Below are 20,078 nucleotides of genomic sequence, written 5' to 3'. Positions count from 1 at the left end.
TGTGGACAGAAGGCCTCATTTTGGTGCGAAAAGTAGCGCTGTGTTACCGGGAGTGTGCAAGGTATCCTTGCAGGCCTGATTTCCGCTTGAAGCGGGTTGGTTTTGCCTGAAGGAGATATGCCGTGTTCGTCCTCGATTCGCGTTTGCAGCAGGATTCCCTGGTGCTGGGGGAGTTTGCACTGTGCCAGTTGCTGCTGAGCAAGGATGCCAACTACCCATGGTTCATCCTGGTGCCCAAGCGCGCCGGCATCAGCGAAATGTTCGAGCTTGAAGTGGCGGAGCAGCAGCAGTTGTGGCAGGAAACAACCCTGTTGGCTGAGGCGCTGAAAGCCAGCTACGGCGCCGACAAGATGAACGTGGCCACCCTGGGCAACGTGGTCAGCCAGCTGCATATGCACGTTATTGTGCGCCAGCGTGACGATGCTGCCTGGCCGGCACCGGTGTGGGGCAAGTGCCCGGCGGTGGCCTACAGCGACGATCAGTTGAATGCCATTCGCCAGCGCCTGCGTGGGCTGCAACTTGCTGGTTATCAGGAGGCCTGAGATGTCGCTGGAGTTACGTATTGTCGAACTGGAAACCCGCCAGGCGTTCCAGGATGACACTATCCAGGCGTTGAATGACGTGGTGGTCGAGCAGGCGCGGGTGATCGAGCGGCTGCAATCGCAGATGGCCGAGCTGATCAAGCGTTATGAAGAGATGGTCGGCCAGTACGGCAGCGAAGGGGAGGAGGCGCCACCGCCTCATTATTGATGCATCGCAGAGGCATATTCGCCGGCATGCCGGTAAATATGCCTCTGGATGAAGTGGCAATCAGCGGCGGGTGACCGCAACCACATCTTCGGCCTGCAGGCCCTTGTCGCGGTGCATCACCGAGAACTCAACGCGCTGGCCTTCGACCAGAATGCGATGGCCTTCGCCGCGAATGGCGCGAAAGTGCACGAAGATGTCATCACCCGAATCGCGGGAAATGAAGCCAAAGCCTTTCGACGTGTTGAACCACTTGACGGTGCCGGTATCCCGATTGCCGGCATCCTGAGCGGCATGCTGGCTGTTGCGTGCCCTGCGCGGGCTGCGGGCAAAACCCACGGCCAGGTGCAGGGCCACTGCCAGTGCCGCGCAGACCAGTGCGGCGAGGTTGCCCATTTCCGGGCGGGCCAGCAATGTCAGGGTTTGCAGTACCACCGCCACCACCAGCAGGGCGCAGGCAAGGTGCTGCAACTGCTGCCGCGCGCCGCGGTAGTACAGGGGCACGACCGGGGCCAGAACCAGGTTGAGCAGGCCGAGGAGTGTCAGGTAGACCGCGTCAGGTTGTTGCAGGAAGGGTGTCGCGTCGGTTTTCAGGCTGGGTATGAGCGATAGCAGCAAGGCTGCCACGCCCGTCACCAGATGGACGATCTTGAACATGGGGTTGGCTCACAGTTGATAAGGCCGATCACAGGAAGAGCGGGCAGCACGGTGCGCATGAGGTGTAGAGCGCGAACACGTGGCAGGCCAGCCTATGCACCCGGCAATGACAGTCCGCACGGGTGGCACGGTGCCTATTTAACAGTAAAGCCGCAGGCTACTCAAACCGCAGGCCGCCCGGCGGGCAATGTGTTGCGCCATGTCACATGCGGCAGGGGCGAAGTGTTGCTACAGTGGTCCCCGTCCGCTTGAGTCTCAAGCCTTATGGAAAGGGGAGCTTCATGGCAATCGATATCGGTATCAGCGAAGAAGATCGCAAGTCCATCGTCGATGGGCTATCCCGCCTGTTGTCGGATACTTACGTGCTGTATCTGAAAACCCATAACTTTCACTGGAACGTCACCGGCCCGTCGTTCCGTACCCTGCACCTGATGTTCGAAGAGCAGTACAACGAACTGGCGCTGGCGGTCGACTCCATCGCCGAGCGTATCCGGGCCTTGGGCTTCCCGGCGCCGGGCTCGTATGCATTCTATGCGCGGCACTCGTCTATCAAGGAGGAGGAAGGTGTACCCCCGGCGGACGAGATGATCCGCCAGCTGGTACAGGGGCAGGAGGCCGTGGTGCGCACGGCGCGCAGCATTTTCCCGGTGGTGGATAAGGTCAGTGACGAACCTACTGCCGACTTGCTGACCCAGCGCATGCAGGTGCACGAAAAAACCGCGTGGATGCTGCGGGTGCTGCTCGACGGCAAATAGTTATCCAAAGCTGTCACCTGACACTGTGGGAGCGGGCGTGCCCGCTCCCGCAGTTTCTGCTTCACGTTTAAGAAATTAAGTATTTGTGCAGGAAGATTTTGCCGCTGCTCCAAGCCCGGCTATCAGCGCTTCATACGTCACCTGTTACCTGTGATGAGGAAGTAGGGCGCATGATGCAAGCGAGCAAGCGTATGGCTGGGCAGGGGAGCTGGCCGGCAAAGCAGTGCATGGATCCGTTCAAGGCGGATTTCGACATGTTGCAGATCCAGCCGGTGTCGCGTTCGGTGCGGTTGAACGGGTTTTCCACCTGCTTGCGTCTGGAGGCCATCTACTGGGGCATCCTGGAGCGTATCGCCGCTGCTAACCGCTGTTCGGTCAGTGCGGTGTTGTCCTACGTGGACCGCGAAGTGCACTTGCGCCAGGGTGGGGTGCGTAACTTCAGTGGGCTGATCCGGGTCATCTGCGTCGCCTGGCTGCAAAACCCGCCAAGTGTGCGCTGATCGCCGGGCGGGCTGCGCAGTGCCTGTTAACCATATATAATCCCGCTTTTTGCTGCCCCGGCAGCCAGCGTTGTGGTTGACGAGAGACACCCATGCCCCTTTATGACTATCAATGTGCATCCTGCGAGCACCGCATGGAAGTGCTGCAGAAGATCAGCGCCGCGCCGCTGACCGATTGCCCGGCCTGTCAGGCCCCGGCGCTGAAAAAGCTGCTGTCGGTGCCAGGCTTCCGCCTGAGCGGTAATGGTTGGTACGAAACCGACTTCAAGACCGGGGCAAAAAAGAATCTGGCAGGCGGCGACAAGGCCGACTGAGTTGAATGCTGTGACCGGGTCTTGCAGTATTAGCCCTCCGGGCGGCCAAGGCCTCCACCGAATACACGAATCACGAGAAGCGAAACCACCATCATGATGCGCAGCCATTATTGCGGCCAACTGAACGAGAGCCTGGACGGCCAGGAAGTCACCCTTTGCGGCTGGGTCCATCGTCGCCGCGACCACGGCGGGGTGATCTTCCTCGACATCCGTGACCGCGAAGGCATGGCCCAGGTCGTGTTCGACCCGGATCGCGCCGAAACCTTCGCCGCCGCCGACCGCGTGCGCAGCGAATACGTCGTGCAGATCACCGGCAAGGTGCGCAAGCGCCCAGACGGTGCGGTGAATGCCAACATGGCCTCCGGCGCCATCGAGATCCTCGGCTACCAGCTGAACGTGCTCAACGAAGCGGAAACCCCGCCGTTCCCGCTGAACGAGTACTCCGACGTTGGCGAAGAAACCCGCCTGCGCTACCGTTTCATCGACCTGCGTCGCCCGGAAATGGCCGACAAGCTGCGCCTGCGTTCGCGCATCACCAGCAGCATCCGCCGCTTCCTCGACGAAAACGGCTTCCTCGACGTCGAAACCCCGATCCTCACCCGTGCCACGCCCGAAGGTGCGCGTGACTACCTGGTGCCAAGCCGTACCCACGCCGGTAGCTTCTTCGCCCTGCCGCAGTCGCCCCAGCTGTTCAAGCAGCTGCTGATGGTGGCCGGCTTCGACCGCTACTACCAGATCGCCAAGTGCTTCCGTGACGAAGACCTGCGTGCCGACCGTCAGCCGGAATTCACCCAGATCGACATCGAGACCAGCTTCCTCGATGAAAGCGAGATCATGGGCCTGACCGAAAGCATGATCCGCAAGCTGTTCAAGGAAGTGCTGGACCTGGAGTTCGGCGAATTCCCGCACATGACCTTCGAAGAAGCCATGCGCCGCTACGGCTCCGACAAGCCAGACCTGCGTAACCCGCTGGAACTGGTCGACGTTGCCGACCAGCTGAAAGACGTCGACTTCAAAGTGTTCGCCGGCCCGGCCAACGATCCTAAGTGCCGTGTGACCGCCCTGCGCCTGCCTGGCGGTGCCAGCATGCCGCGCAGCAAGATCGACGAGTACACCAAGTTCGTCGGCATCTACGGTGCCAAGGGCCTGGCCTACATCAAGGTCAACGAGCGCGCCAAGGGCGTCGAGGGCCTGCAGTCGCCGATCGTCAAGAACATCCCTGAGGCCAACCTCAACACCATCCTCGACCGCGTCGGTGCCGTAGACGGCGACATCGTGTTCTTCGGTGCAGACAAGTTCAAGGTGGTCAGCGAAGCCCTGGGCGCGCTGCGTATCCGCTTGGGTCACGACTTCGAGCTGCTGACCTGCGAGTGGGCGCCGATGTGGGTCGTCGACTTCCCGATGTTCGAAGAAAACGAAGACGGCAGCTTCACCGCGCTGCACCACCCGTTCACCGCGCCGAAGTGCACCCCGGAAGAGCTCGAGGCCAACCCGGCTACAGCCCTGTCGCGTGCCTACGATATGGTTCTGAACGGTACCGAACTGGGTGGCGGTTCGATCCGTATTCACCGCAAAGAGATGCAACAGGCGGTATTCCGTCTGCTGGGTATCGAGGCAGAAGAACAGGAAGAGAAGTTCGGCTTCCTGCTCGACGCCCTGAAGTTCGGCGCTCCGCCTCACGGTGGCCTGGCCTTCGGCCTGGACCGTTTGGTCATGCTGATGACCGGCGCCCAGTCGATCCGTGAAGTGATCGCCTTCCCGAAAACCCAGAGCGCTGCATGCGTCATGACCCAGGCCCCTGGCATGGTCGACGCCAAGGCCCTGCGCGAGCTGCACATTCGACTGCGCGAGCAGACCAAGGTCGAGTAAGCAGTCCCGGGCGCATCCATATGGATGCGCCTTTGCGTTTCGGCGCAGGTATTTTTCCGTCCCGCCCCGTACAGGGGCGGGGCTGTTTGTGAAACAAAGGATTCGGAGTCGTTATGGCTGGTCATTCCAAGTGGGCGAACATCAAGCACCGCAAAGAGCGCCAGGATGCCAAGAGAGGCAAGATCTTCACCAAGTGGATCCGCGAACTGACCGTTGCGGCCAAGCAAGGCGGTGCTGACCCGGCATCGAACCCGCGCCTGCGTCTGGCGCTGGACAAGGCGCTGGGCGCCAACATGAGCCGCGACATCATCGATCGCGCCGTGGCTCGGGGTGCCGGCACCAACGAAAGCGATAACGTCGAAGAGCTCAGCTATGAAGGTTACGGTCCGGGCGGCGTGGCGATCATGGTCGAAGCCATGACCGACAACCGCAACCGTACTGCCGCCGCCGTGCGTCATGCCTTCACCAAGTGTGGTGGCAACCTGGGTACCGACGGTTCGGTGGCCTACCTGTTCGAGCGCAAAGGCCAGATCAGCTTTGCGCCGGGCGTGGACGAAGACGCGTTGATGGAAGCAGCGATGGAGGCTGATGCCGACGACGTTGTGGCCAACGACGACGGCTCGTTCGACGTGTTCACCTCGTTCAACAGCTTCTATGCCGTGCGCAACGCCCTGGAAGAGGCGGGTTTCAAGGCCGCTGACGCAGAAATCGTCATGCAGCCGACCACCAGCGCCGAGCTCGACCAGGAGGGTGCCGAAAAGGTGCTCAAGCTGATTGACATGCTCGAAGACCTGGATGACGTGCAGAACGTCTACTCCAATGCCCAGATTTCCGATGAGATCATGGAAAACCTCGGCTAAGGTTCTTTCGTTGGCCTTGATGGCCTATTCGCGGGCAAGCCCGCTCCCACAGGGGCCGTGCGGTCTTTGTGGGAGCGGGCTTGCCCGCGAAAGGGCCGTACATTTTGAACAAACAGGCACTATGACTCTGATTCTTGGTATCGACCCCGGCTCACGCATCACCGGCTATGGCGTGGTACGCCAAACCGCCCGTGGTTGCGAGTACGTGGCGTCGGGCTGTATCCGCACCGGCAGCGGCGAGTTGCACGAGCGGCTGCAGATCGTTTTTCGTGGTGTCAGTGAAATCATTGCCCAGCACGGCCCGGTCACCATGGGCATCGAGCGGGTGTTCATGGCCCGTAACGCCGACTCGGCGCTAAAGCTCGGCCAGGCCCGCGGTGCGGCCATCGTCGCGGCCGCCGAAGCCGGCCTGGAAATCGCCGAATACAGCGCCACCCAGGTCAAGCAGGCGGTAGCCGGTACCGGTGGGGCTAACAAGGAGCAGGTGATGATGATGGTCATGCACCTGTTGAAATTGACGCAAAAGCCGCAGATTGACGCCTCCGATGCGCTGGCCATCGCCTTGTGCCATGCGCATACCCGTTCAAGCCTGGTACCGCATGGCCTGAGCACGGCACGGCGACGTGGCGGGCGCTTGCGTCTGTAGGCGCTTCATGCGCTGATACACATTTTGTTCGGGTGATGCGTTCACCCGCTGCATTTGCTGATAGGGTTGAGCGGTCTTTGACCGGCTCCCCGAGAGGAAGGATCGGAACGTGATTGGACGTTTGCGCGGCACCTTGGCGGAAAAACAGCCGCCGCACCTGATTATCGACGTCAACGGCGTTGGGTACGAACTGGAAGTTCCCATGACCACGCTGTACCGTCTGCCCAAGGTGGGCGAAAGCGTCACCGTGCACACTCATCTGGTGGTGCGCGAAGATGCTCACCTGCTATATGGCTTTGCCGAAAAGCGCGAGCGCGAGCTGTTCCGGGAGCTCATCCGCCTCAACGGCGTGGGCCCGAAGCTGGCGTTGGCGCTGATGTCCGGCCTCGAAGTCGACGAACTGGTGCGTTGCGTGCAAGCCCAGGATACTTCGGCCTTGGTGCGCGTGCCCGGTGTCGGCAAAAAAACCGCCGAACGCTTGCTGGTCGAGCTCAAAGACCGCTTCAAGGCCTGGGAAACTTCGCCAGCCATGTTCACCCTGGTGTCCGATGGGCCATTGCCGCTCGCCAGCGAGTCCACTGCCGAGGCCGATGCGGTCAGCGCGCTGGTCTCGCTGGGCTACAAGCCGCAGGAAGCCAGCAAGGCAATCGCCGCGATCAAGGACAAGGCCGGTCTGAGCAGTGAAGAACTGATCCGCCGCAGCCTGAAAGGGATGATTACCAAGTGATCGAAGCCGACCGCCTGATCGCCGCCAGTGGCCGCGACCGTGAAGAAGTCCAGGACCGGGCGATTCGCCCGCTGCGCCTGGACGAGTACATCGGCCAGCCGGTCGTGCGCGAGCAGATGGCCCTGTTCATCCAGGCCGCTCGTGGGCGCAACGAGTCGCTCGACCACACGCTGATCTTTGGACCGCCCGGGTTGGGCAAGACCACGTTGGCCAACATCATCGCCCAGGAAATGGGCGTTTCGGTCAAAAGCACCTCGGGCCCGATCCTTGAGCGTCCAGGTGACCTGGCGGCCATGCTGACCAACCTCGAACCGCACGACGTCCTGTTCATCGACGAGATCCACCGGCTGTCACCGGTCGTCGAAGAGGTGCTGTACCCGGCCATGGAGGACTTCCAGCTCGACATCATGATCGGCGAAGGCCCGGCCGCCCGTTCGATCAAGCTCGACCTGCCGCCGTTTACCTTGGTCGGCGCGACTACCCGTGCCGGCATGCTCACCAACCCGCTGCGTGACCGCTTCGGTATCGTGCAGCGTCTGGAGTTCTACAGCGACAAAGACCTGGCCACCATCGTTAGCCGTTCGGCGAACATCCTTGGCCTGGTCATCGAAGATCAGGGCGCCTACGAAATTGCCCGTCGTGCCCGTGGCACGCCACGTATCGCCAACCGCCTGTTGCGCCGCGTGCGCGACTACGCCGAGGTTCGCGGCAAGGGCCAGATCACCAAGGCCGTGGCCGACATGGCGCTGAACCTGCTGGACGTCGACGAGCGCGGTTTCGACCATTCCGACCGCCGCCTGCTGTTGACCATGATCGAGAAGTTCGATGGTGGCCCGGTAGGCGTGGACAACCTGGCGGCGGCGATCAGCGAAGAGCGCCACACCATCGAGGATGTGCTCGAACCGTACCTGATCCAGCAGGGCTATATCATGCGCACGCCGCGCGGCCGCGTTGTTACCCGGCATGCCTATCTGCACTTTGGCCTGAATATTCCCGGGCGCTTGGGGGAGGGCGGTGATTTTTCAGAACCAGGTGATGAATGACAGATCGAATGCGACTTTTCGTGGTCCTACCGCTGGCATGCCCAGGGTGTGCTGGCAATCAGACATTAATGAAGAAAAAACAGTTGCCACAGCGGATTGGCAAGCTGAGGAGTAAGCACTAGAGTATGCGCGCGCAAAATCAGCTCGAACCGTTCGCACACCGTTGTCGCGTCTATTACGAAGATACCGATGCGGGCGGCGTGGTGTATTACGTCAACTACCTGAAATTCATGGAGCGCGCGCGCACCGAACGCCTGCGGCACCTGGGCTTTTCCCAGTCGCAACTGGCCGAAGACAACCTGCTGTTCGTGGTCCATTCCAGCGAAGCGCGCTATCACGCGCCGGCGCGGCTGGATGACGAATTGCGGGTAACCGCGCAAGTACTTGAACTCAATCGCGCCAGCCTGCGTTTCGTGCAGCAGGTCTGGCGGGAAAAGGATGAAACGCTGCTTTGCGAAGGGCAGTTCCTGGTGGCCGCCGTGCGCGCCGACACTTTCAAACCCCGAGCCATACCCCCCCAGCTGCGCGACGCCTTTGCGGCGGACGGCTCGGGTAATCAATCGAATGCAGGAGAATAAGCGTGGAAGCTAACGTCGTCGACCATACCTCCATGTGGAGTCTGGTCAGCAATGCCAGCGTGGTGGTACAGCTGGTAATGCTGACCCTGGTGGCCGCCTCGGTCACTTCATGGATCATGATCTTCCAGCGCAGCACCATGCTGCGCGCCGGTCGTCGTGCGCTGGATGCCTTCGAGGAGCGCTTCTGGTCGGGCATCGACCTGTCCAAGCTGTACCGCCAGGCAGGCAGCAACCCAGACCCGGACTCCGGTGTAGAGCAGGTTTTCCGTGCCGGCTTCAAGGAGTTCTCGCGCCTGCGCCAGCAGCCGGGTGTTGACCCGGATGCGGTCATGGAAGGCGTTGGCCGTGCCATGCGCGTGGCCATTTCGCGCGAGGAAGAAAAACTCGAGCAGAGCCTGCCATTCCTGGCCACCGTCGGTTCGACCAGCCCGTACATCGGCCTGTTCGGTACCGTATGGGGCATCATGAACTCCTTCCGTGGCCTGGCCAGCGCCCAGCAGGCCACCCTGGCCACCGTGGCCCCGGGTATCGCCGAAGCGCTGATCGCCACTGCCATCGGCCTGTTCGCGGCAATCCCGGCGGTCATCGCCTACAACCGTTTCGCCGCGCGCAGTGAAGTGCTGATCGGTCGTTACTACACCTTCGCCGACGAGTTCCAGGCGATCCTGCACCGCAAAGTGCACACCAGCGAAGAGTAATCAGGTAGAAGCCCATGGCCCGAGTTCGCCACAAACGCAAGCCCGTCGCCGAGATGAACGTGGTGCCCTACATCGACGTGATGCTGGTGCTGCTGGTCATCTTCATGGTGACGGCGCCCATGCTCAACCAGGGCGTGAAGGTCGACTTGCCCAAGGTTTCCAGCGAAGCCTTGCCGCAGGACAACAACGTCCAGATCCTCACCATCTCCATCAAGGCCGATAAAACCTATTACTGGAACCTCGGCAGCGAAGTCGATACCGACAAGCAGATGGACAAGGCCATGACCTTGCCCGCCATGACCGACGCCGTGACCAAGATCATTGCTGCCGGTCGTGACCAGGGCAAGCAGACCCAGGTGTTCATTCGTGGCGACAAGGCTGTCGACTATGGCGCGGTCATGGGTGCCATGGGCGGGTTGCAGAAGGCCGGTGTCGGTAACGTTGGCCTGATTACCGAGGCGCCCTGATGCAACAGCGAGAGCCATCCGCCTCGGAAAGCTACTTCTGGCCCAGTGTCTGGGCCATCGGCCTGCATGTGTTGGTGTTCGCCCTGCTGTTCGTCAGTTTTGCCATGACGCCTGAGCTGCCGCCATCCAAGCCGATTGTTCAGGCTACCCTGTACCAGCTCAAGTCCAAGAGCCAGGCGACTACCCAGACCAATCAGAAGATTGCCGGGGAAGCGAAGAAAACGGCTTCGCGCCAGACCGAGGTCGAGCAGCTGGAGCAGAAGAAGGTCGAGCAGGAGGCCGTGAAGGCCGCGGAACAAAAGAAAGCCGACGCTGCTCAAAAGGCCGAAGAGGCCCGCGAAGCCGCCGAGGCGAAAAAAGCCGAGGACGCTGCCAAGGCCGCTGAAGCCGCCAAGGCTGCCGAGGCCAAGAAAGCCGCCGAAGCCAAGAAGGCCGACGAGGCGAAGAAGGCCGCCGAGAAGCAGCAGGCCGACATCGCCAAGAAGAAGGCCGAGGAAGAAGCCAAGAAAAAAGCCGAAGAAGAGGCCAAGAAAGAGGCCGCTGAAGAGGCGAAGAAACAAACCGCCGAGGACGCCAAGAAAAAGGCAGCCGAAGAGGCCAAGAAGAAAGCAGCCGAGGACGCCAAGAAGAAAGCGGCGGCCGAGGACGCGAAGAAGAAGGCAGCTGAAGAGGCCAAGAAAAAGGCCGCTGCAGACGCCCAGAAGAAAAAGGCACAGGAAGCGGCCCGCAAGGCGGCAGAAGACAAAAAAGCGCAGGCCCTGGCCGAGCTGTTGTCCGACACCACCGAGCGGCAGCAAGCGCTGGCCGACGAGCAGGGTGACCAGGTGGCCGGCGACTTCGACGACCTGATCCGCATGCGAGCGGCCGAAGGCTGGGCGCGTCCGCCTTCCGCGCGCAAGGGCATGACGGTGGTCCTGCAGATCAACATGTTGCCGGACGGTACCATCACCAGTGTCAGCGTGGCCCGTTCCAGTGGTGACGGCCCGTACGACAGTTCGGCGGTGGCTGCGGTGAAGAACATTGGTCGTTTGACCGAGATGCAGGGTATGAAGCCGAGCGATTTCAACCAATATCGTTCGTTCAAGATGACATTTACACCTGAGGATCTAGCGTTGTGATTAAACGTCTTAGAGGACTGCTGGTCATGCTGTGCTGCGTGGCAGGCATGGCTGTGGCAGAGGAAAAGAACATCCTGGTCACCAGCGGCAGCGACCGGGCAACCCCGATCGCGGTAGTGCCGTTCGGTCTGCAGGGCGGCAGCGTGTTGCCAGAAGACATTGCCGATATCATCGGCAACGACCTGCGCAACTCTGGCTACTACTCGCCAATTCCGCGGCAGAACATGATCAGCCAGCCGTCGCAGGCCAGCGAAGTGATCTTCCGCGACTGGAAAGCGCTGGGTGCACAGTACGTGATGGTGGGCAGCATCGTGCCGGCAGGCGGTCGTCTGCAGGTGCAGTACGCGCTGTTCAACGTCGCTACCGAGCAGCAAGTGCTGACCGGCAGCGTCGCGGGTAGCACCGACCAGTTGCGCGACATGGCGCACTACATTGCCGACCAGTCGTTCGAGAAGCTCACCGGCATCAAGGGTGCGTTCTCCACCCGCATGCTGTACGTGACGGCCGAGCGTTTCTCCACCAACAACACCCGCTACACCCTGCAGCGTTCGGACTACGACGGTGCGCGTGCAGTTACCCTGCTGCAATCGCGTGAGCCGATCCTGTCGCCGCGCTTTGCGCCGGATGGCAAGCGTATCGCCTATGTGTCGTTCGAGCAGAAGCGCCCGCGCATCTTCATCCAGAACATCGATACCGGCCGCCGCGAGCAGGTGACCAACTTCGAAGGCCTGAACGGTGCGCCAGCCTGGTCGCCGGACGGTTCGCGCCTGGCGTTCGTATTGTCGAAAGACGGCAACCCGGACATCTACGTTATGAACGTGGCATCGCGCCAGATCAGCCGTGTTACCGCCGGCCCGGGTATCAATACCGAACCATTCTGGGGTAAAGATGGCAACACGCTTTACTTCACTTCCGACCGTGGCGGCAAACCGCAGATCTACAAACAGTCGGTCGGTGGTGGTGGTGCCGAGCGTGTAACCTTCGTGGGTAACTACAACGCCAACCCGAAACTTTCGGCGGACGAAAAAACCTTGGTGATGATCCATCGCCAACAGGGCTTTACCAACTTTAAAGTGGCGGCACAGGACTTGCAGCGCGGAAGTGTAAAGATTCTGTCTGAAACAAGTCTTGATGAGTCTCCCACTGTTGCGCCCAACGGCACCATGCTAATCTACGCCACCCGCCAGCAGGGCCGGGGAGTCTTGATGCTCGTGTCGCTTAATGGCCGCGTGAGGCTCCCACTTCCTACCGCTCAAGGCGAAGTCAGAGAACCGTCCTGGTCCCCTTACCTGAACTGATTGCGGCGTAATACGTTTTGCTTAACACACTGGGGTTTCATTAGGAGTTTCACGATGGAAATGCTGAAGTTTGGTAAATTTGCTGCGCTGGCTCTGGCCATGGCCGTAGCTGTAGGTTGCTCCTCGAAGGGCGGTGACAATGCAGGCGAAGGCGCTGCTGTAGACCCGAACGCTGGCTACGGTGCCAACACTGGCGCAGTTGACGGCTCCCTGAGCGAAGAAGCTGCCCTGCGCGCAATCACCACCTTCTACTTCGAATACGACAGCTCGGACCTGAAGCCAGAAGCCATGCGCGCTCTGGACGTTCACGCCAAGGACCTGAAAGCCAACGGCAACCGCGTTGTTCTGGAAGGCAACACCGACGAGCGCGGCACCCGCGAGTACAACATGGCTCTGGGTGAGCGTCGTGCGAAAGCCGTTCAGCGCTACCTGGTTCTGCAGGGCGTTTCCCCTGCTCAGCTGGAACTGGTTTCCTACGGCGAAGAGCGTCCAGTTGCCACCGGCAACGACGAGCAGTCCTGGGCTCAGAACCGTCGCGTAGAACTGCGTAAGTAAGTTCTTATGCGTATGTGCCGCCGTGTAGTAACCGTCCTCGCACTCAGCCTGCCGCTCGCGGCCTGGGCTGAGGTCCCTGTAGTAGATGACAACGCAGGCGCTTATCCGCCTGCGGGTTATGGCACGAGCGGCGCCTATGCCGGGTCGGGGGCTTCGGCCCCTGCCTCTGCACAGGGCCAGCTGTTCATGCAGCTGCAACAGATGCAGGATCAGCTTTCCCGCCAGCAAGGCATCATCGAAGAGCTGCAAAACGATGTGTCGCGCATGAAGCAGGAAAACCTGGAGCGATACCAGGACCTGGACCGTCGCATCAACAGTGGCGCTGCGCCTGCCGCAACCCCTGACAATTCCTCCGGTGGTGGTGCTTCCAATGCCGCCCCCGATGCAGCAGCAGGTGCTGCTGCGCAACAACCGGCCGCCAGTAGCGAGCCCGGTGATCCGGCGAAAGAAAAGCTCTACTACGATGCCGCTTTCGACCTGATCAAGCAGAAAGACTTCGACAAGGCCAGCCAGGCGTTCAATGCCTTCCTGCGCAAATACCCCAACAGCCAGTACGCCGGCAATGCCCAGTACTGGTTGGGTGAAGTGAACCTGGCCAAGGGCGACCTGCAAGGTGCCAGCCAGGCCTTTGCCCAGGTCAGCCAGAAGTACCCGAAACACAGCAAAGTGCCGGATTCGCTCTATAAGCTGGCCGATGTCGAGCGTCGCATGGGGCACACCGACAAGGTCAAGGGCATCCTGCAACAGGTCATCACCCAGTACCCCGGCACCTCCGCCGCGCAACTGGCTCAGCGTGACCTGCAGAAGCTCTAAGCGCTGTAGCTGTACCTTTCGAAAGAAACCCGCGCCAGTCGCGGGTTTTTTCGTTAGAATCAATGCCCTTTTTTCGTAAACACGCTGCTGCGGATAACGCTATGTCGAGTCCGCGACAGTGCCTGACGGAGGCGGACAGCCTGTTTAGCTGTCACGCCCGTGGCGAGCATGCAAGACACACTACGCATCACCGAAGTCTTTTACTCTTTGCAGGGTGAAACGCGAACGGCTGGGCTGCCCACGGTTTTCGTGCGCCTCACCGGTTGCCCCCTGCGCTGCCAGTACTGCGACAGTGCCTATGCCTTCACCGGCGGCACCATTCGCACCCTCGATTCTATCCTTGAGCAGGTTGCCAGCTTCAAGCCCCGTTATGTCTGTGTCACCGGCGGCGAGCCATTGGCCCAGCCGAATGCCTTGCCGTTGCTGCAGCGCCTGTGTGACGCCGGTTACGAGGTGTCGCTGGAAACCAGCGGCGCGCTGGATATCGCTGGCACCGACACGCGCGTTAGCCGCGTAGTCGACCTGAAGACCCCGGGCTCTGAGGAGTCGCACCGTAACCGCTACGAGAACATCGAGCTGCTGACCCGCAATGATCAGGTCAAGTTCGTTATCTGTTCCCGAGAGGACTACGACTGGGCGGTGTCCAAGCTGATCCAGTACAACCTGGCCGAGCGTGCCGGCGAGGTGTTGTTCTCGCCGAGCCACCATCAGGTGAATGCCAGCGACCTGGCAGACTGGATCGTCGCGGACAACCTGCCTGTACGCTTCCAGTTGCAGTTGCACAAGCTGCTGTGGAACGACGAACCCGGACGTTGATTGAGGAGCAAGTACACATGACAGAAAAGCGCGCAGTAATCCTGTTGTCCGGCGGCCTGGACTCCGCCACCGTGGTCGCCATGGCCAAAGCAGAAGGCTATAGCTGCTACACCATGAGCTTCGACTACGGCCAGCGCCACCGTGCCGAGCTGAACGCAGCCGCACGCGCGGCTCGCGACCTGGGTGCGGTCGAGCACAAGGTGATTGGCCTTAACCTCGACGGTATTGGTGGTTCGGCGTTGACCGACAGCAGCATTGACGTGCCGGAAGCCCCCAGTGAAGGTATCCCGGTCACCTACGTGCCGGCCCGCAACACCGTGTTTCTGTCACTGGCGTTGGGTTGGGCGGAAGTGCTGGAGGCGCGGGATATCTTTATCGGCGTCAATGCCGTGGATTACTCCGGCTACCCGGATTGCCGCCCCGAGTTCGTCGAGGCCTTCGAGCGTATGGCCAACCTGGCGACCAAGGCGGGCGTAGAGGGGCAGGGCTTCCGCATTCAGGCGCCGCTGCAGAACATGAGCAAGGCGCAGATCGTGCAGGCTGGTATCGCCCGCGGTGTGGACTACAGTTTGACTGTTTCCTGCTATCAGGCCGACGATGAAGGCCGTGCCTGTGGCAAATGTGACAGCTGCCGCCTGCGTGCAGATGGCTTCAAGGCAGCCGGTGTCGAAGACCCGACACGGTATGTTTGACAAAAAACCTTTGATGAAGTGTTGATTTCCCGTTAGAAATCAGTATTATACGCGCCATCCAACGGGTCGTTAGCTCAGTTGGTAGAGCAGTTGGCTTTTAACCAATTGGTCGTAGGTTCGAATCCTACACGACCCACCATACTCAATACGTCAAAGCCCGCTACCGGCAACGGTCGCGGGCTTTTTCGTCCTCAGCGCGTCATGCGCTCCCAGCTTACTCAGCCCACTCCGGATCCCCGGTGAACACCACCGTCAGCCAGCGGTCCGGCCCTTCGCCACCGACGGCATCACCAATCTCGTTGCGCCATGCGTCCCATTCATCGATGGTCTTCGCCGCCATGGCCTTTGGCACGATGAAGTACAGCTCGATCTCCCGCGAGCGCCCGACCTTGGCCACATAGGCGCGGTATGACTGCAGCCCGTGGCGGGCAACGAAAGCCTTGGCCACTTCATCCACGTGCAGCTTGAGGTCGCCAGGGGTGACCAGAAATATTTCTGACAGCGCCTGACGCACCACCGACATCGGCAACGGCACGATTACCAGGCACACCAGCGCCAGCACGGCCGGGTCGATGTACGGTGATACCCACTCCAGCGACGTGCCCTGCACCGCGTAACCAAAGCAGAACGCAATCAGCAGCGCGGCGGTGATGCTGGCCGACATCACCCAGCCCTTGACGTCCATGCGCACGAAGTCTGATTTCAGCTTGCGGTTGGCGCGGGCTTCGATCACGGCGATGGTCACGCAGGTGATCACGGTCAGCACCGCATAGATCATGGCAATGCCGAATTCGAGGTGACGGCCGCCTTGCAGCAGGCTGCTGACGGCGTTGATCAGTGCGTAGATGGCCACGCCGCTCAGCAGAATGCCGTTCAGTGCCAGCACCATGGGTTCCAGGTGCCAGAAACCCATGGTGAAGCGCTCGCGCAGCTTGCGTGACATCTGCACGCTGGTGGTGTGCGAGGTGATCAGTTTGACCACAACGAGCGACAGGCCACTCATGCTGGCATCGACCAGCGAATAGACGCCGTCGAAGACGATGGAGTAGGAGCCAGAGGCCACGCCGAAGGCGATACCGATGCTGGCGATGAACAGGGTGACGGCAATCGAGGTGCGTAACAGGCCCTGTTCGCTGGTGATGTCGAAAAAGGTGGATCGGGTTGCGGTTTGCATGAATTGTGCTCTGGAAAACGATAATGCTGTGGTGTCTGCAGGGGCCTCTTCGCGGGCAAGCCCGCGAAGAAGGCGCATTGGCCCTTATAGGCTAGACGCGGAATTGCTCCATCAGCGCCTGTTGTTGATTGGCCAGCCGGTTCAGTGCCTGGCTGATGCGGGCCGATTCGTCGGCCTGGCCCGCCAGCGACTCGGTCACATCCCGAATGCCGGCTACGTTGCGGTTCACTTCCTCAGCCACCGCGCTCTGTTCTTCCGCGGCCGAGGCAATCTGCAGGTTCATGTCGCTGATCACGGTCACCGCTTCGCCAATGCGCTGCAGTGCCGGTAGCGCCTGTTCCATGCGCGTTGCGCTGTCCTGTGCCTGGCGCTGGCCCTCGTGCATGGCGCCCACGACATCCTGGGTGCCTTGCTGCAAGCCTTCGATGACCTGGCGAATCTCCTCCACCGACACCTGCGTGCGCTGGGCCAGCCCGCGTACTTCATCGGCGACCACGGCAAAACCGCGCCCGGCCTCGCCAGCACGGGCCGCTTCGATGGCGGCATTCAGCGCCAGCAGGTTGGTCTGCTCGGCGATGGTGCGGATCACTTCCAGCACCGTACCGATCTGCCCGCTGCGGTCTTGCAGGGCACGTGCCTCGTCCATGGCGATGTCCATGCCGGCAGCCAGGCGGTCGATGCCCTGGCGGGTGCTGTCGATCAGCTGCAGGCCTTCGCGGCTGGCCTGGTCGGCGGCGCGCGCGGCCTGAGCCGCCTGCGAGGCGTTGTGGGCGACATCCAGGGCGGTGGCGCTCATCTCGTTGGCAGCCGTGGCCACCTGCTCGATTTCGCGGTGCTGCTGTTGCATGCCGTTGCTGGTCTGGCTGGCAATGGCGGCTGACTGGTCGGCGGTGCTGCGGGCCTCCAGCAACGAGCCTTTGACCTGGGCGATGATCGGCTGCAGCTTGTCGAGGAAGCGGTTGAACCACCCCGTGAGCTGGCCCAGTTCGTCGTCGCGGGCGTATTCCAGGCGGCGGGTCAGGTCGCCTTCGCCGCTGGCGATGTCTTTCAGGCGCGCAGCCACGGCCAGGATGGGCCGGGTAACGCCGCGTGCGGTCAGCCATACCAGCAGCAAACCCACCACCGCCGCGCCAAGGCCGATCAGCAGGCTGGTGAGGTTGGCGCTTTGGTTGTGTGCGTCCAGGCGTTGATTGAGGGCCACGGCGGGTGCCTGCAGCACGCTTTCCGGCAGCTCCAGCAAAACCTGCCACGGGGCTGCGTCAGGGATAGGCGTGAAGGGGTGGGCCACGCGCAGCAGGCCGTCGGCTACCGCCTTGTCCATGGGCTGGCCGAGCGCGCTGTCGTCGCGGCTGTTGCCTGCCAGCAGGCCGGCAGCGCTGGCGATACTCACCTGGCCCTGGCCATCGAACAGTTCGCGGCGGCCCTCCACGCTCAGTTGCTGGAGGTTGGCAAGGCCAATGTCCAGGCCCACCACGCCGATTACCTTGCCGTGCTCCAGCAGCGGCAGGGCGATGCTGGTCATCAGCACCTGGCGGCCGTTGACGTCGTCCAGATACGGCTCGAGCATGCACGTTTTGGCAGTGTCCTGCGGGCAGGTCAGCCAGCGGTTCTTCGCCGCGCCGTTGCTGCCGATGCTGGCGTCGCCGAGCATCGATTCCGGCATGGCCTCACGTTCCAGTGCGCCGGGGCTGGGCTGCGACCAGTACAGCGAGAAGCGCCCGCTGTCGTTGCTGCCTGCGGCATCCTGGCCGACGAACTGGCTGTCCTGCTGATCCAGCGCGTTGGGCCGGAACACGAGGTACAGGCCGATCACGTCCGGGTTGCCGGCCAGGCTGGCACGCGCCTGGCGGGTCAGCTCGGCGCGCAGGTCACTGCCGCCACGGGCTTTCAGAACTTGTACCAGGCGGGCAAAGCCATTGCCGTACTGGTAAGCGTCCATGAAGTAGCGCTGGATACGCAGGGCCTGGGTTTCGGCATGGGCCTGCAGGCGCTGGCGGGCGCTGCTGTCGAGCATGGCGGTGTTGGCCTGGTTGACCAGCGCGGCACTGCGTTGTGCCTGGGTCAGCGATGTGGCCACCAGCAAGGCGACGATGGCCAGCAGGCACAAGCCGGCGAGCAGGGTGATCTTCCATTGGATGGAGAGGCGACGCAGCGGCATGAGGGCTTTCCTTTTCGAGCAAGTACAACGCCCGCGGTCAGGCGCGGGCGTTGTTGGCAGCGTGGGTCATTCGGCGACGTAGTTGGGCGGTGCCGACCGGAAGGCTTTGGTCAGCCAGCCCAGGTAGAACAGCCCGAGCGCAGCCCAGATGCCGCCAAACATCAGCGAATGCGCATTCAGGTCCAGCCACAGCGAGACGATGATGCAGAAGCCGACGGTCGGCAGTACCAGGTATTTCAGCTGGTTGGCCAGGCCTTTGCGGTTGCCTTCGCGCAGGTAGCAGTGGTTGATCACCGACAGGTTGACGAAGCTGAACGCGACCAGGGCGCCGAAGTTGATGATCGAGGTGGCGGTCACCAGGTCGAAGAAGATTGCCGACAGCGAAATCAGCCCCACTACCGCAATGTTCAGCACGGGCGTCTTGTAGCGTGAATGCAGGCGGGCGAAGACGCTGGCCGGGATCACGTTGTCGCGGCCCATCACGTACAGCAGGCGCGACACGCTGGTTTGCGAGGCCAGGCCAGAGGCGATGGTGTTGATCACGGTACAGGCGATGAAAATCGACTGGAACAGTTTGCCACCCACGTACAGGGCGATTTCCGGCAGGGCCGCTTCATGGTCGTGGAAGCGCGCCATGGTCGGGAAATAAGCCTGGATGAAGTACGACACGGTGATGAACACCACGCCGCCGATCAGCGCAGTGAGGAAAATGGCACGTGGGATGGTCTTGCTCGGATCGCGGGTTTCCTCGGACAGGCAGGTAACCGCGTCAAAGCCCAGGAACGAGAAGCACAGGATGGTCGCGCCAGCGGCCAGGGCGCTGAACTGGGTCTGGCTGTCGCCGAAGGGGACCAGGCTCCAGGCGGTACCCAGCCCTTCACCGTGGTCCAGGCCGCGCACGCACAGGTAGATGAACACCGCGATGATCGCTACCTGCACGCCCACGAACAACAGGTTGAAGTGCGCCACCAGGTTCACGCTGCGCATGTTGATCAGGCTGATCAGGGTGACGAAGCCGGCCACCCACATCCACTCTGGTACTTCCGGGAACATGGCCGAGAGGTAAAGCTTGGCCAGCAACGCGTTGACCATCGGCAGCAGCAGGTAATCCAGCAGCGACGACCAGCCGACCAGAAAGCCTACATGCGGGTTGATGGCGCGTTGGGTGTAGGTGTAGGCCGAGCCTGACTGCGGGAAGCGCTTTACCAGGGTGCCATAGCTCACGGCGGTGAACAGGATGCCGGCCAGCGCCAGGATGTAGGCGCTGGGTACGTGGCCGGCGGTAATCCCGCTGACGATGCCGAAGGTGTCGAACACGGTCATCGGTGTCAGGTAGGCCAGGCCGATGATGATCACATGCCAGAGACGCAGGGTTTTGCGAAGTTGGCCGTTGCCGGTAGCGCTGTGGTCATGCTGCATGCTGGCATGGCTCCTGCTGCTGGGCGTAAACGGCGGGCACGGTGTATTGCGCATGCGGCAAGGGCGAGCGGGTGGGCTCCATGTTGTTCACCTTTTATGTTGGAGCGGCGGAAGGCGCGGGGGGCGCGCAAAGTGGTGAAAATAAAAAACGATGGGTAGGTGGGTGTCAAGTTA

General features: G+C 61.6%; 23 protein-coding genes, 1 tRNA gene and 1 pseudogene. 20 read left to right on the top strand and 5 right to left on the bottom strand.

Annotated features, from left to right (window positions below; genetic code table 11):
- Positions 1-122 precede the first annotated feature (122 nt).
- Together B9A31_RS12365 and B9A31_RS12360 are read left to right on the top strand one after the other, a co-directional pair.
- A complete protein-coding gene (locus B9A31_RS12365) occupies positions 123-542 on the top strand; it encodes an HIT family protein (protein WP_084297025.1) in 420 nt (139 codons plus the stop codon).
- Position 543: 1 nt separating this feature from the next.
- Positions 544-750 carry a SlyX family protein gene (locus B9A31_RS12360; RefSeq protein ID WP_016712002.1) on the top strand — a complete coding sequence of 69 codons (207 nt, stop codon included), beginning with the start codon at positions 544-546 and terminating at the stop codon, positions 748-750.
- A gap of 60 nt (positions 751-810) precedes the next feature.
- On the opposite strand, the gene B9A31_RS27630 is transcribed toward B9A31_RS12360, so the two are convergent.
- Positions 811-1,404, bottom strand: a complete 594-nt coding sequence (locus B9A31_RS27630; RefSeq protein ID WP_019098462.1) for a cold-shock protein — start codon at positions 1,402-1,404, stop codon at positions 811-813.
- 281 nt (positions 1,405-1,685) lie between these two features.
- On the opposite strand from B9A31_RS27630, the gene B9A31_RS12350 reads away from it, so the two are divergent.
- From B9A31_RS12350 to B9A31_RS12265, 18 genes are all read left to right on the top strand, one after another.
- A complete protein-coding gene (locus B9A31_RS12350) occupies positions 1,686-2,159 on the top strand; it encodes a Dps family protein (RefSeq protein ID WP_003254783.1) in 474 nt (157 codons plus the stop codon).
- Between the two features lie 170 nt (positions 2,160-2,329).
- Positions 2,330-2,659, top strand: a complete 330-nt coding sequence (locus B9A31_RS12345) for a ribbon-helix-helix domain-containing protein (protein ID WP_019098463.1) — start codon at positions 2,330-2,332, stop codon at positions 2,657-2,659.
- Between the two features lie 92 nt (positions 2,660-2,751).
- Positions 2,752-2,973 carry an FmdB family zinc ribbon protein gene (locus tag B9A31_RS12340; protein ID WP_003254776.1) on the top strand — a complete coding sequence of 74 codons (222 nt, stop codon included), beginning with the start codon at positions 2,752-2,754 and terminating at the stop codon, positions 2,971-2,973.
- 93 nt (positions 2,974-3,066) lie between these two features.
- Positions 3,067-4,842, top strand: coding sequence for an aspartate--tRNA ligase (gene aspS, locus B9A31_RS12335; RefSeq protein ID WP_019098464.1), 1,776 nt, complete (start codon positions 3,067-3,069; stop codon positions 4,840-4,842).
- Positions 4,843-4,955: 113 nt separating this feature from the next.
- Positions 4,956-5,702 carry a YebC/PmpR family DNA-binding transcriptional regulator gene (locus tag B9A31_RS12330; RefSeq protein WP_016711997.1) on the top strand — a complete coding sequence of 249 codons (747 nt, stop codon included), beginning with the start codon at positions 4,956-4,958 and terminating at the stop codon, positions 5,700-5,702.
- Between the two features lie 121 nt (positions 5,703-5,823).
- Positions 5,824-6,348 (top strand): crossover junction endodeoxyribonuclease RuvC, encoded by a 525-nt coding sequence (gene ruvC, locus B9A31_RS12325; RefSeq protein WP_003254769.1) that lies wholly within the window; start codon positions 5,824-5,826, stop codon positions 6,346-6,348.
- A gap of 109 nt (positions 6,349-6,457) precedes the next feature.
- Complete coding sequence (gene ruvA, locus B9A31_RS12320; RefSeq protein WP_019098465.1) at positions 6,458-7,075, top strand: Holliday junction branch migration protein RuvA; 618 nt, start codon at positions 6,458-6,460, stop codon at positions 7,073-7,075.
- Complete coding sequence (ruvB, locus tag B9A31_RS12315) at positions 7,072-8,118, top strand: Holliday junction branch migration DNA helicase RuvB (RefSeq protein ID WP_019098466.1); 1,047 nt, start codon at positions 7,072-7,074, stop codon at positions 8,116-8,118. The genes ruvA and ruvB overlap by 4 nt, the downstream gene beginning before the upstream one ends.
- 125 nt (positions 8,119-8,243) lie before the next feature.
- On the top strand, positions 8,244-8,696 hold the full coding sequence (gene ybgC / locus B9A31_RS12310; protein WP_016711994.1) for a tol-pal system-associated acyl-CoA thioesterase: 453 nt from the start codon (positions 8,244-8,246) through the stop codon (positions 8,694-8,696).
- Positions 8,697-8,698: 2 nt separating this feature from the next.
- Positions 8,699-9,394 carry a protein TolQ gene (tolQ, locus tag B9A31_RS12305; protein WP_010952367.1) on the top strand — a complete coding sequence of 232 codons (696 nt, stop codon included), beginning with the start codon at positions 8,699-8,701 and terminating at the stop codon, positions 9,392-9,394.
- A gap of 14 nt (positions 9,395-9,408) precedes the next feature.
- Positions 9,409-9,861, top strand: coding sequence for a protein TolR (tolR, locus tag B9A31_RS12300; RefSeq protein ID WP_003254760.1), 453 nt, complete (start codon positions 9,409-9,411; stop codon positions 9,859-9,861).
- Complete coding sequence (gene tolA / locus B9A31_RS12295; protein WP_084297024.1) at positions 9,861-10,979, top strand: cell envelope integrity protein TolA; 1,119 nt, start codon at positions 9,861-9,863, stop codon at positions 10,977-10,979. The genes tolR and tolA overlap by 1 nt, the downstream gene beginning before the upstream one ends.
- Positions 10,980-11,005: 26 nt before the next feature.
- On the top strand, positions 11,006-12,277 hold the full coding sequence (tolB, locus tag B9A31_RS12290; RefSeq protein WP_019098470.1) for a Tol-Pal system beta propeller repeat protein TolB: 1,272 nt from the start codon (positions 11,006-11,008) through the stop codon (positions 12,275-12,277).
- 54 nt (positions 12,278-12,331) lie between these two features.
- Positions 12,332-12,832: a peptidoglycan-associated lipoprotein Pal gene (gene pal / locus B9A31_RS12285; protein WP_003254755.1), complete on the top strand. Its 501-nt coding sequence runs from the start codon at positions 12,332-12,334 to the stop codon at positions 12,830-12,832.
- 6 nt (positions 12,833-12,838) lie between these two features.
- Positions 12,839-13,645, top strand: a complete 807-nt coding sequence (ybgF, locus tag B9A31_RS12280) for a tol-pal system protein YbgF (RefSeq protein WP_016711991.1) — start codon at positions 12,839-12,841, stop codon at positions 13,643-13,645.
- Between the two features lie 168 nt (positions 13,646-13,813).
- Positions 13,814-14,461 carry a 7-carboxy-7-deazaguanine synthase QueE gene (gene queE / locus B9A31_RS12275; protein WP_016711990.1) on the top strand — a complete coding sequence of 216 codons (648 nt, stop codon included), beginning with the start codon at positions 13,814-13,816 and terminating at the stop codon, positions 14,459-14,461.
- Positions 14,462-14,478: 17 nt separating this feature from the next.
- Complete coding sequence (queC, locus tag B9A31_RS12270; protein WP_256576197.1) at positions 14,479-15,153, top strand: 7-cyano-7-deazaguanine synthase QueC; 675 nt, start codon at positions 14,479-14,481, stop codon at positions 15,151-15,153.
- Positions 15,154-15,216: 63 nt separating this feature from the next.
- Positions 15,217-15,292: transfer RNA gene (locus B9A31_RS12265), tRNA-Lys, on the top strand.
- Positions 15,293-15,367: 75 nt separating this feature from the next.
- On the opposite strand, the gene B9A31_RS12260 is transcribed toward B9A31_RS12265, so the two are convergent.
- The 4 genes and pseudogenes from B9A31_RS12260 to B9A31_RS12250 form a co-directional block, all read right to left on the bottom strand.
- Positions 15,368-16,327, bottom strand: coding sequence for a cation diffusion facilitator family transporter (locus B9A31_RS12260; RefSeq protein ID WP_019098473.1), 960 nt, complete (start codon positions 16,325-16,327; stop codon positions 15,368-15,370).
- 91 nt (positions 16,328-16,418) lie between these two features.
- Positions 16,419-17,174: a methyl-accepting chemotaxis protein gene (locus B9A31_RS27730; RefSeq protein ID WP_371851089.1), complete on the bottom strand. Its 756-nt coding sequence runs from the start codon at positions 17,172-17,174 to the stop codon at positions 16,419-16,421.
- A 102-nt stretch (positions 17,175-17,276) separates the two neighbouring features.
- Positions 17,277-18,266 (bottom strand): annotated as a pseudogene (locus tag B9A31_RS27725) (HAMP domain-containing protein); the annotation flags it as partial.
- Positions 18,267-18,551: 285 nt separating this feature from the next.
- Positions 18,552-19,904, bottom strand: coding sequence for an APC family permease (locus tag B9A31_RS12250; RefSeq protein WP_025753911.1), 1,353 nt, complete (start codon positions 19,902-19,904; stop codon positions 18,552-18,554).
- Positions 19,905-20,078: the final 174 nt, after the last annotated feature.

The organism is Pseudomonas sp. URIL14HWK12:I5 (assembly GCF_900176445.1).
GTDB classification, from domain to species: domain Bacteria; phylum Pseudomonadota; class Gammaproteobacteria; order Pseudomonadales; family Pseudomonadaceae; genus Aquipseudomonas; species Aquipseudomonas monteilii.
The sequence above is the reverse complement of the archived record's forward strand: the minus strand, read 5'-3'. Positions and strand labels throughout refer to the sequence as shown.

Coding starts and splice junctions, on each gene's coding strand:
- B9A31_RS12360 (WP_016712002.1), top strand. CDS start 544: ATGTCGCTGGAGTTACGTATTGTCGAACTGGAAACCCGCCAGGCGTTC.
- B9A31_RS27630 (WP_019098462.1), bottom strand. CDS start 1,404: ATGTTCAAGATCGTCCATCTGGTGACGGGCGTGGCAGCCTTGCTGCTA.
- B9A31_RS12350 (WP_003254783.1), top strand. CDS start 1,686: ATGGCAATCGATATCGGTATCAGCGAAGAAGATCGCAAGTCCATCGTC.
- B9A31_RS12345 (WP_019098463.1), top strand. CDS start 2,330: ATGATGCAAGCGAGCAAGCGTATGGCTGGGCAGGGGAGCTGGCCGGCA.
- B9A31_RS12340 (WP_003254776.1), top strand. CDS start 2,752: ATGCCCCTTTATGACTATCAATGTGCATCCTGCGAGCACCGCATGGAA.
- aspS (WP_019098464.1), top strand. CDS start 3,067: ATGATGCGCAGCCATTATTGCGGCCAACTGAACGAGAGCCTGGACGGC.
- B9A31_RS12330 (WP_016711997.1), top strand. CDS start 4,956: ATGGCTGGTCATTCCAAGTGGGCGAACATCAAGCACCGCAAAGAGCGC.
- ruvC (WP_003254769.1), top strand. CDS start 5,824: ATGACTCTGATTCTTGGTATCGACCCCGGCTCACGCATCACCGGCTAT.
- ybgC (WP_016711994.1), top strand. CDS start 8,244: ATGCGCGCGCAAAATCAGCTCGAACCGTTCGCACACCGTTGTCGCGTC.
- tolR (WP_003254760.1), top strand. CDS start 9,409: ATGGCCCGAGTTCGCCACAAACGCAAGCCCGTCGCCGAGATGAACGTG.
- tolA (WP_084297024.1), top strand. CDS start 9,861: ATGCAACAGCGAGAGCCATCCGCCTCGGAAAGCTACTTCTGGCCCAGT.
- tolB (WP_019098470.1), top strand. CDS start 11,006: ATGCTGTGCTGCGTGGCAGGCATGGCTGTGGCAGAGGAAAAGAACATC.
- pal (WP_003254755.1), top strand. CDS start 12,332: ATGGAAATGCTGAAGTTTGGTAAATTTGCTGCGCTGGCTCTGGCCATG.
- ybgF (WP_016711991.1), top strand. CDS start 12,839: ATGCGTATGTGCCGCCGTGTAGTAACCGTCCTCGCACTCAGCCTGCCG.
- queE (WP_016711990.1), top strand. CDS start 13,814: ATGCAAGACACACTACGCATCACCGAAGTCTTTTACTCTTTGCAGGGT.
- queC (WP_256576197.1), top strand. CDS start 14,479: ATGACAGAAAAGCGCGCAGTAATCCTGTTGTCCGGCGGCCTGGACTCC.
- B9A31_RS12260 (WP_019098473.1), bottom strand. CDS start 16,327: ATGCAAACCGCAACCCGATCCACCTTTTTCGACATCACCAGCGAACAG.
- B9A31_RS27730 (WP_371851089.1), bottom strand. CDS start 17,174: ATGCAACAGCAGCACCGCGAAATCGAGCAGGTGGCCACGGCTGCCAAC.
- B9A31_RS12250 (WP_025753911.1), bottom strand. CDS start 19,904: ATGCAGCATGACCACAGCGCTACCGGCAACGGCCAACTTCGCAAAACC.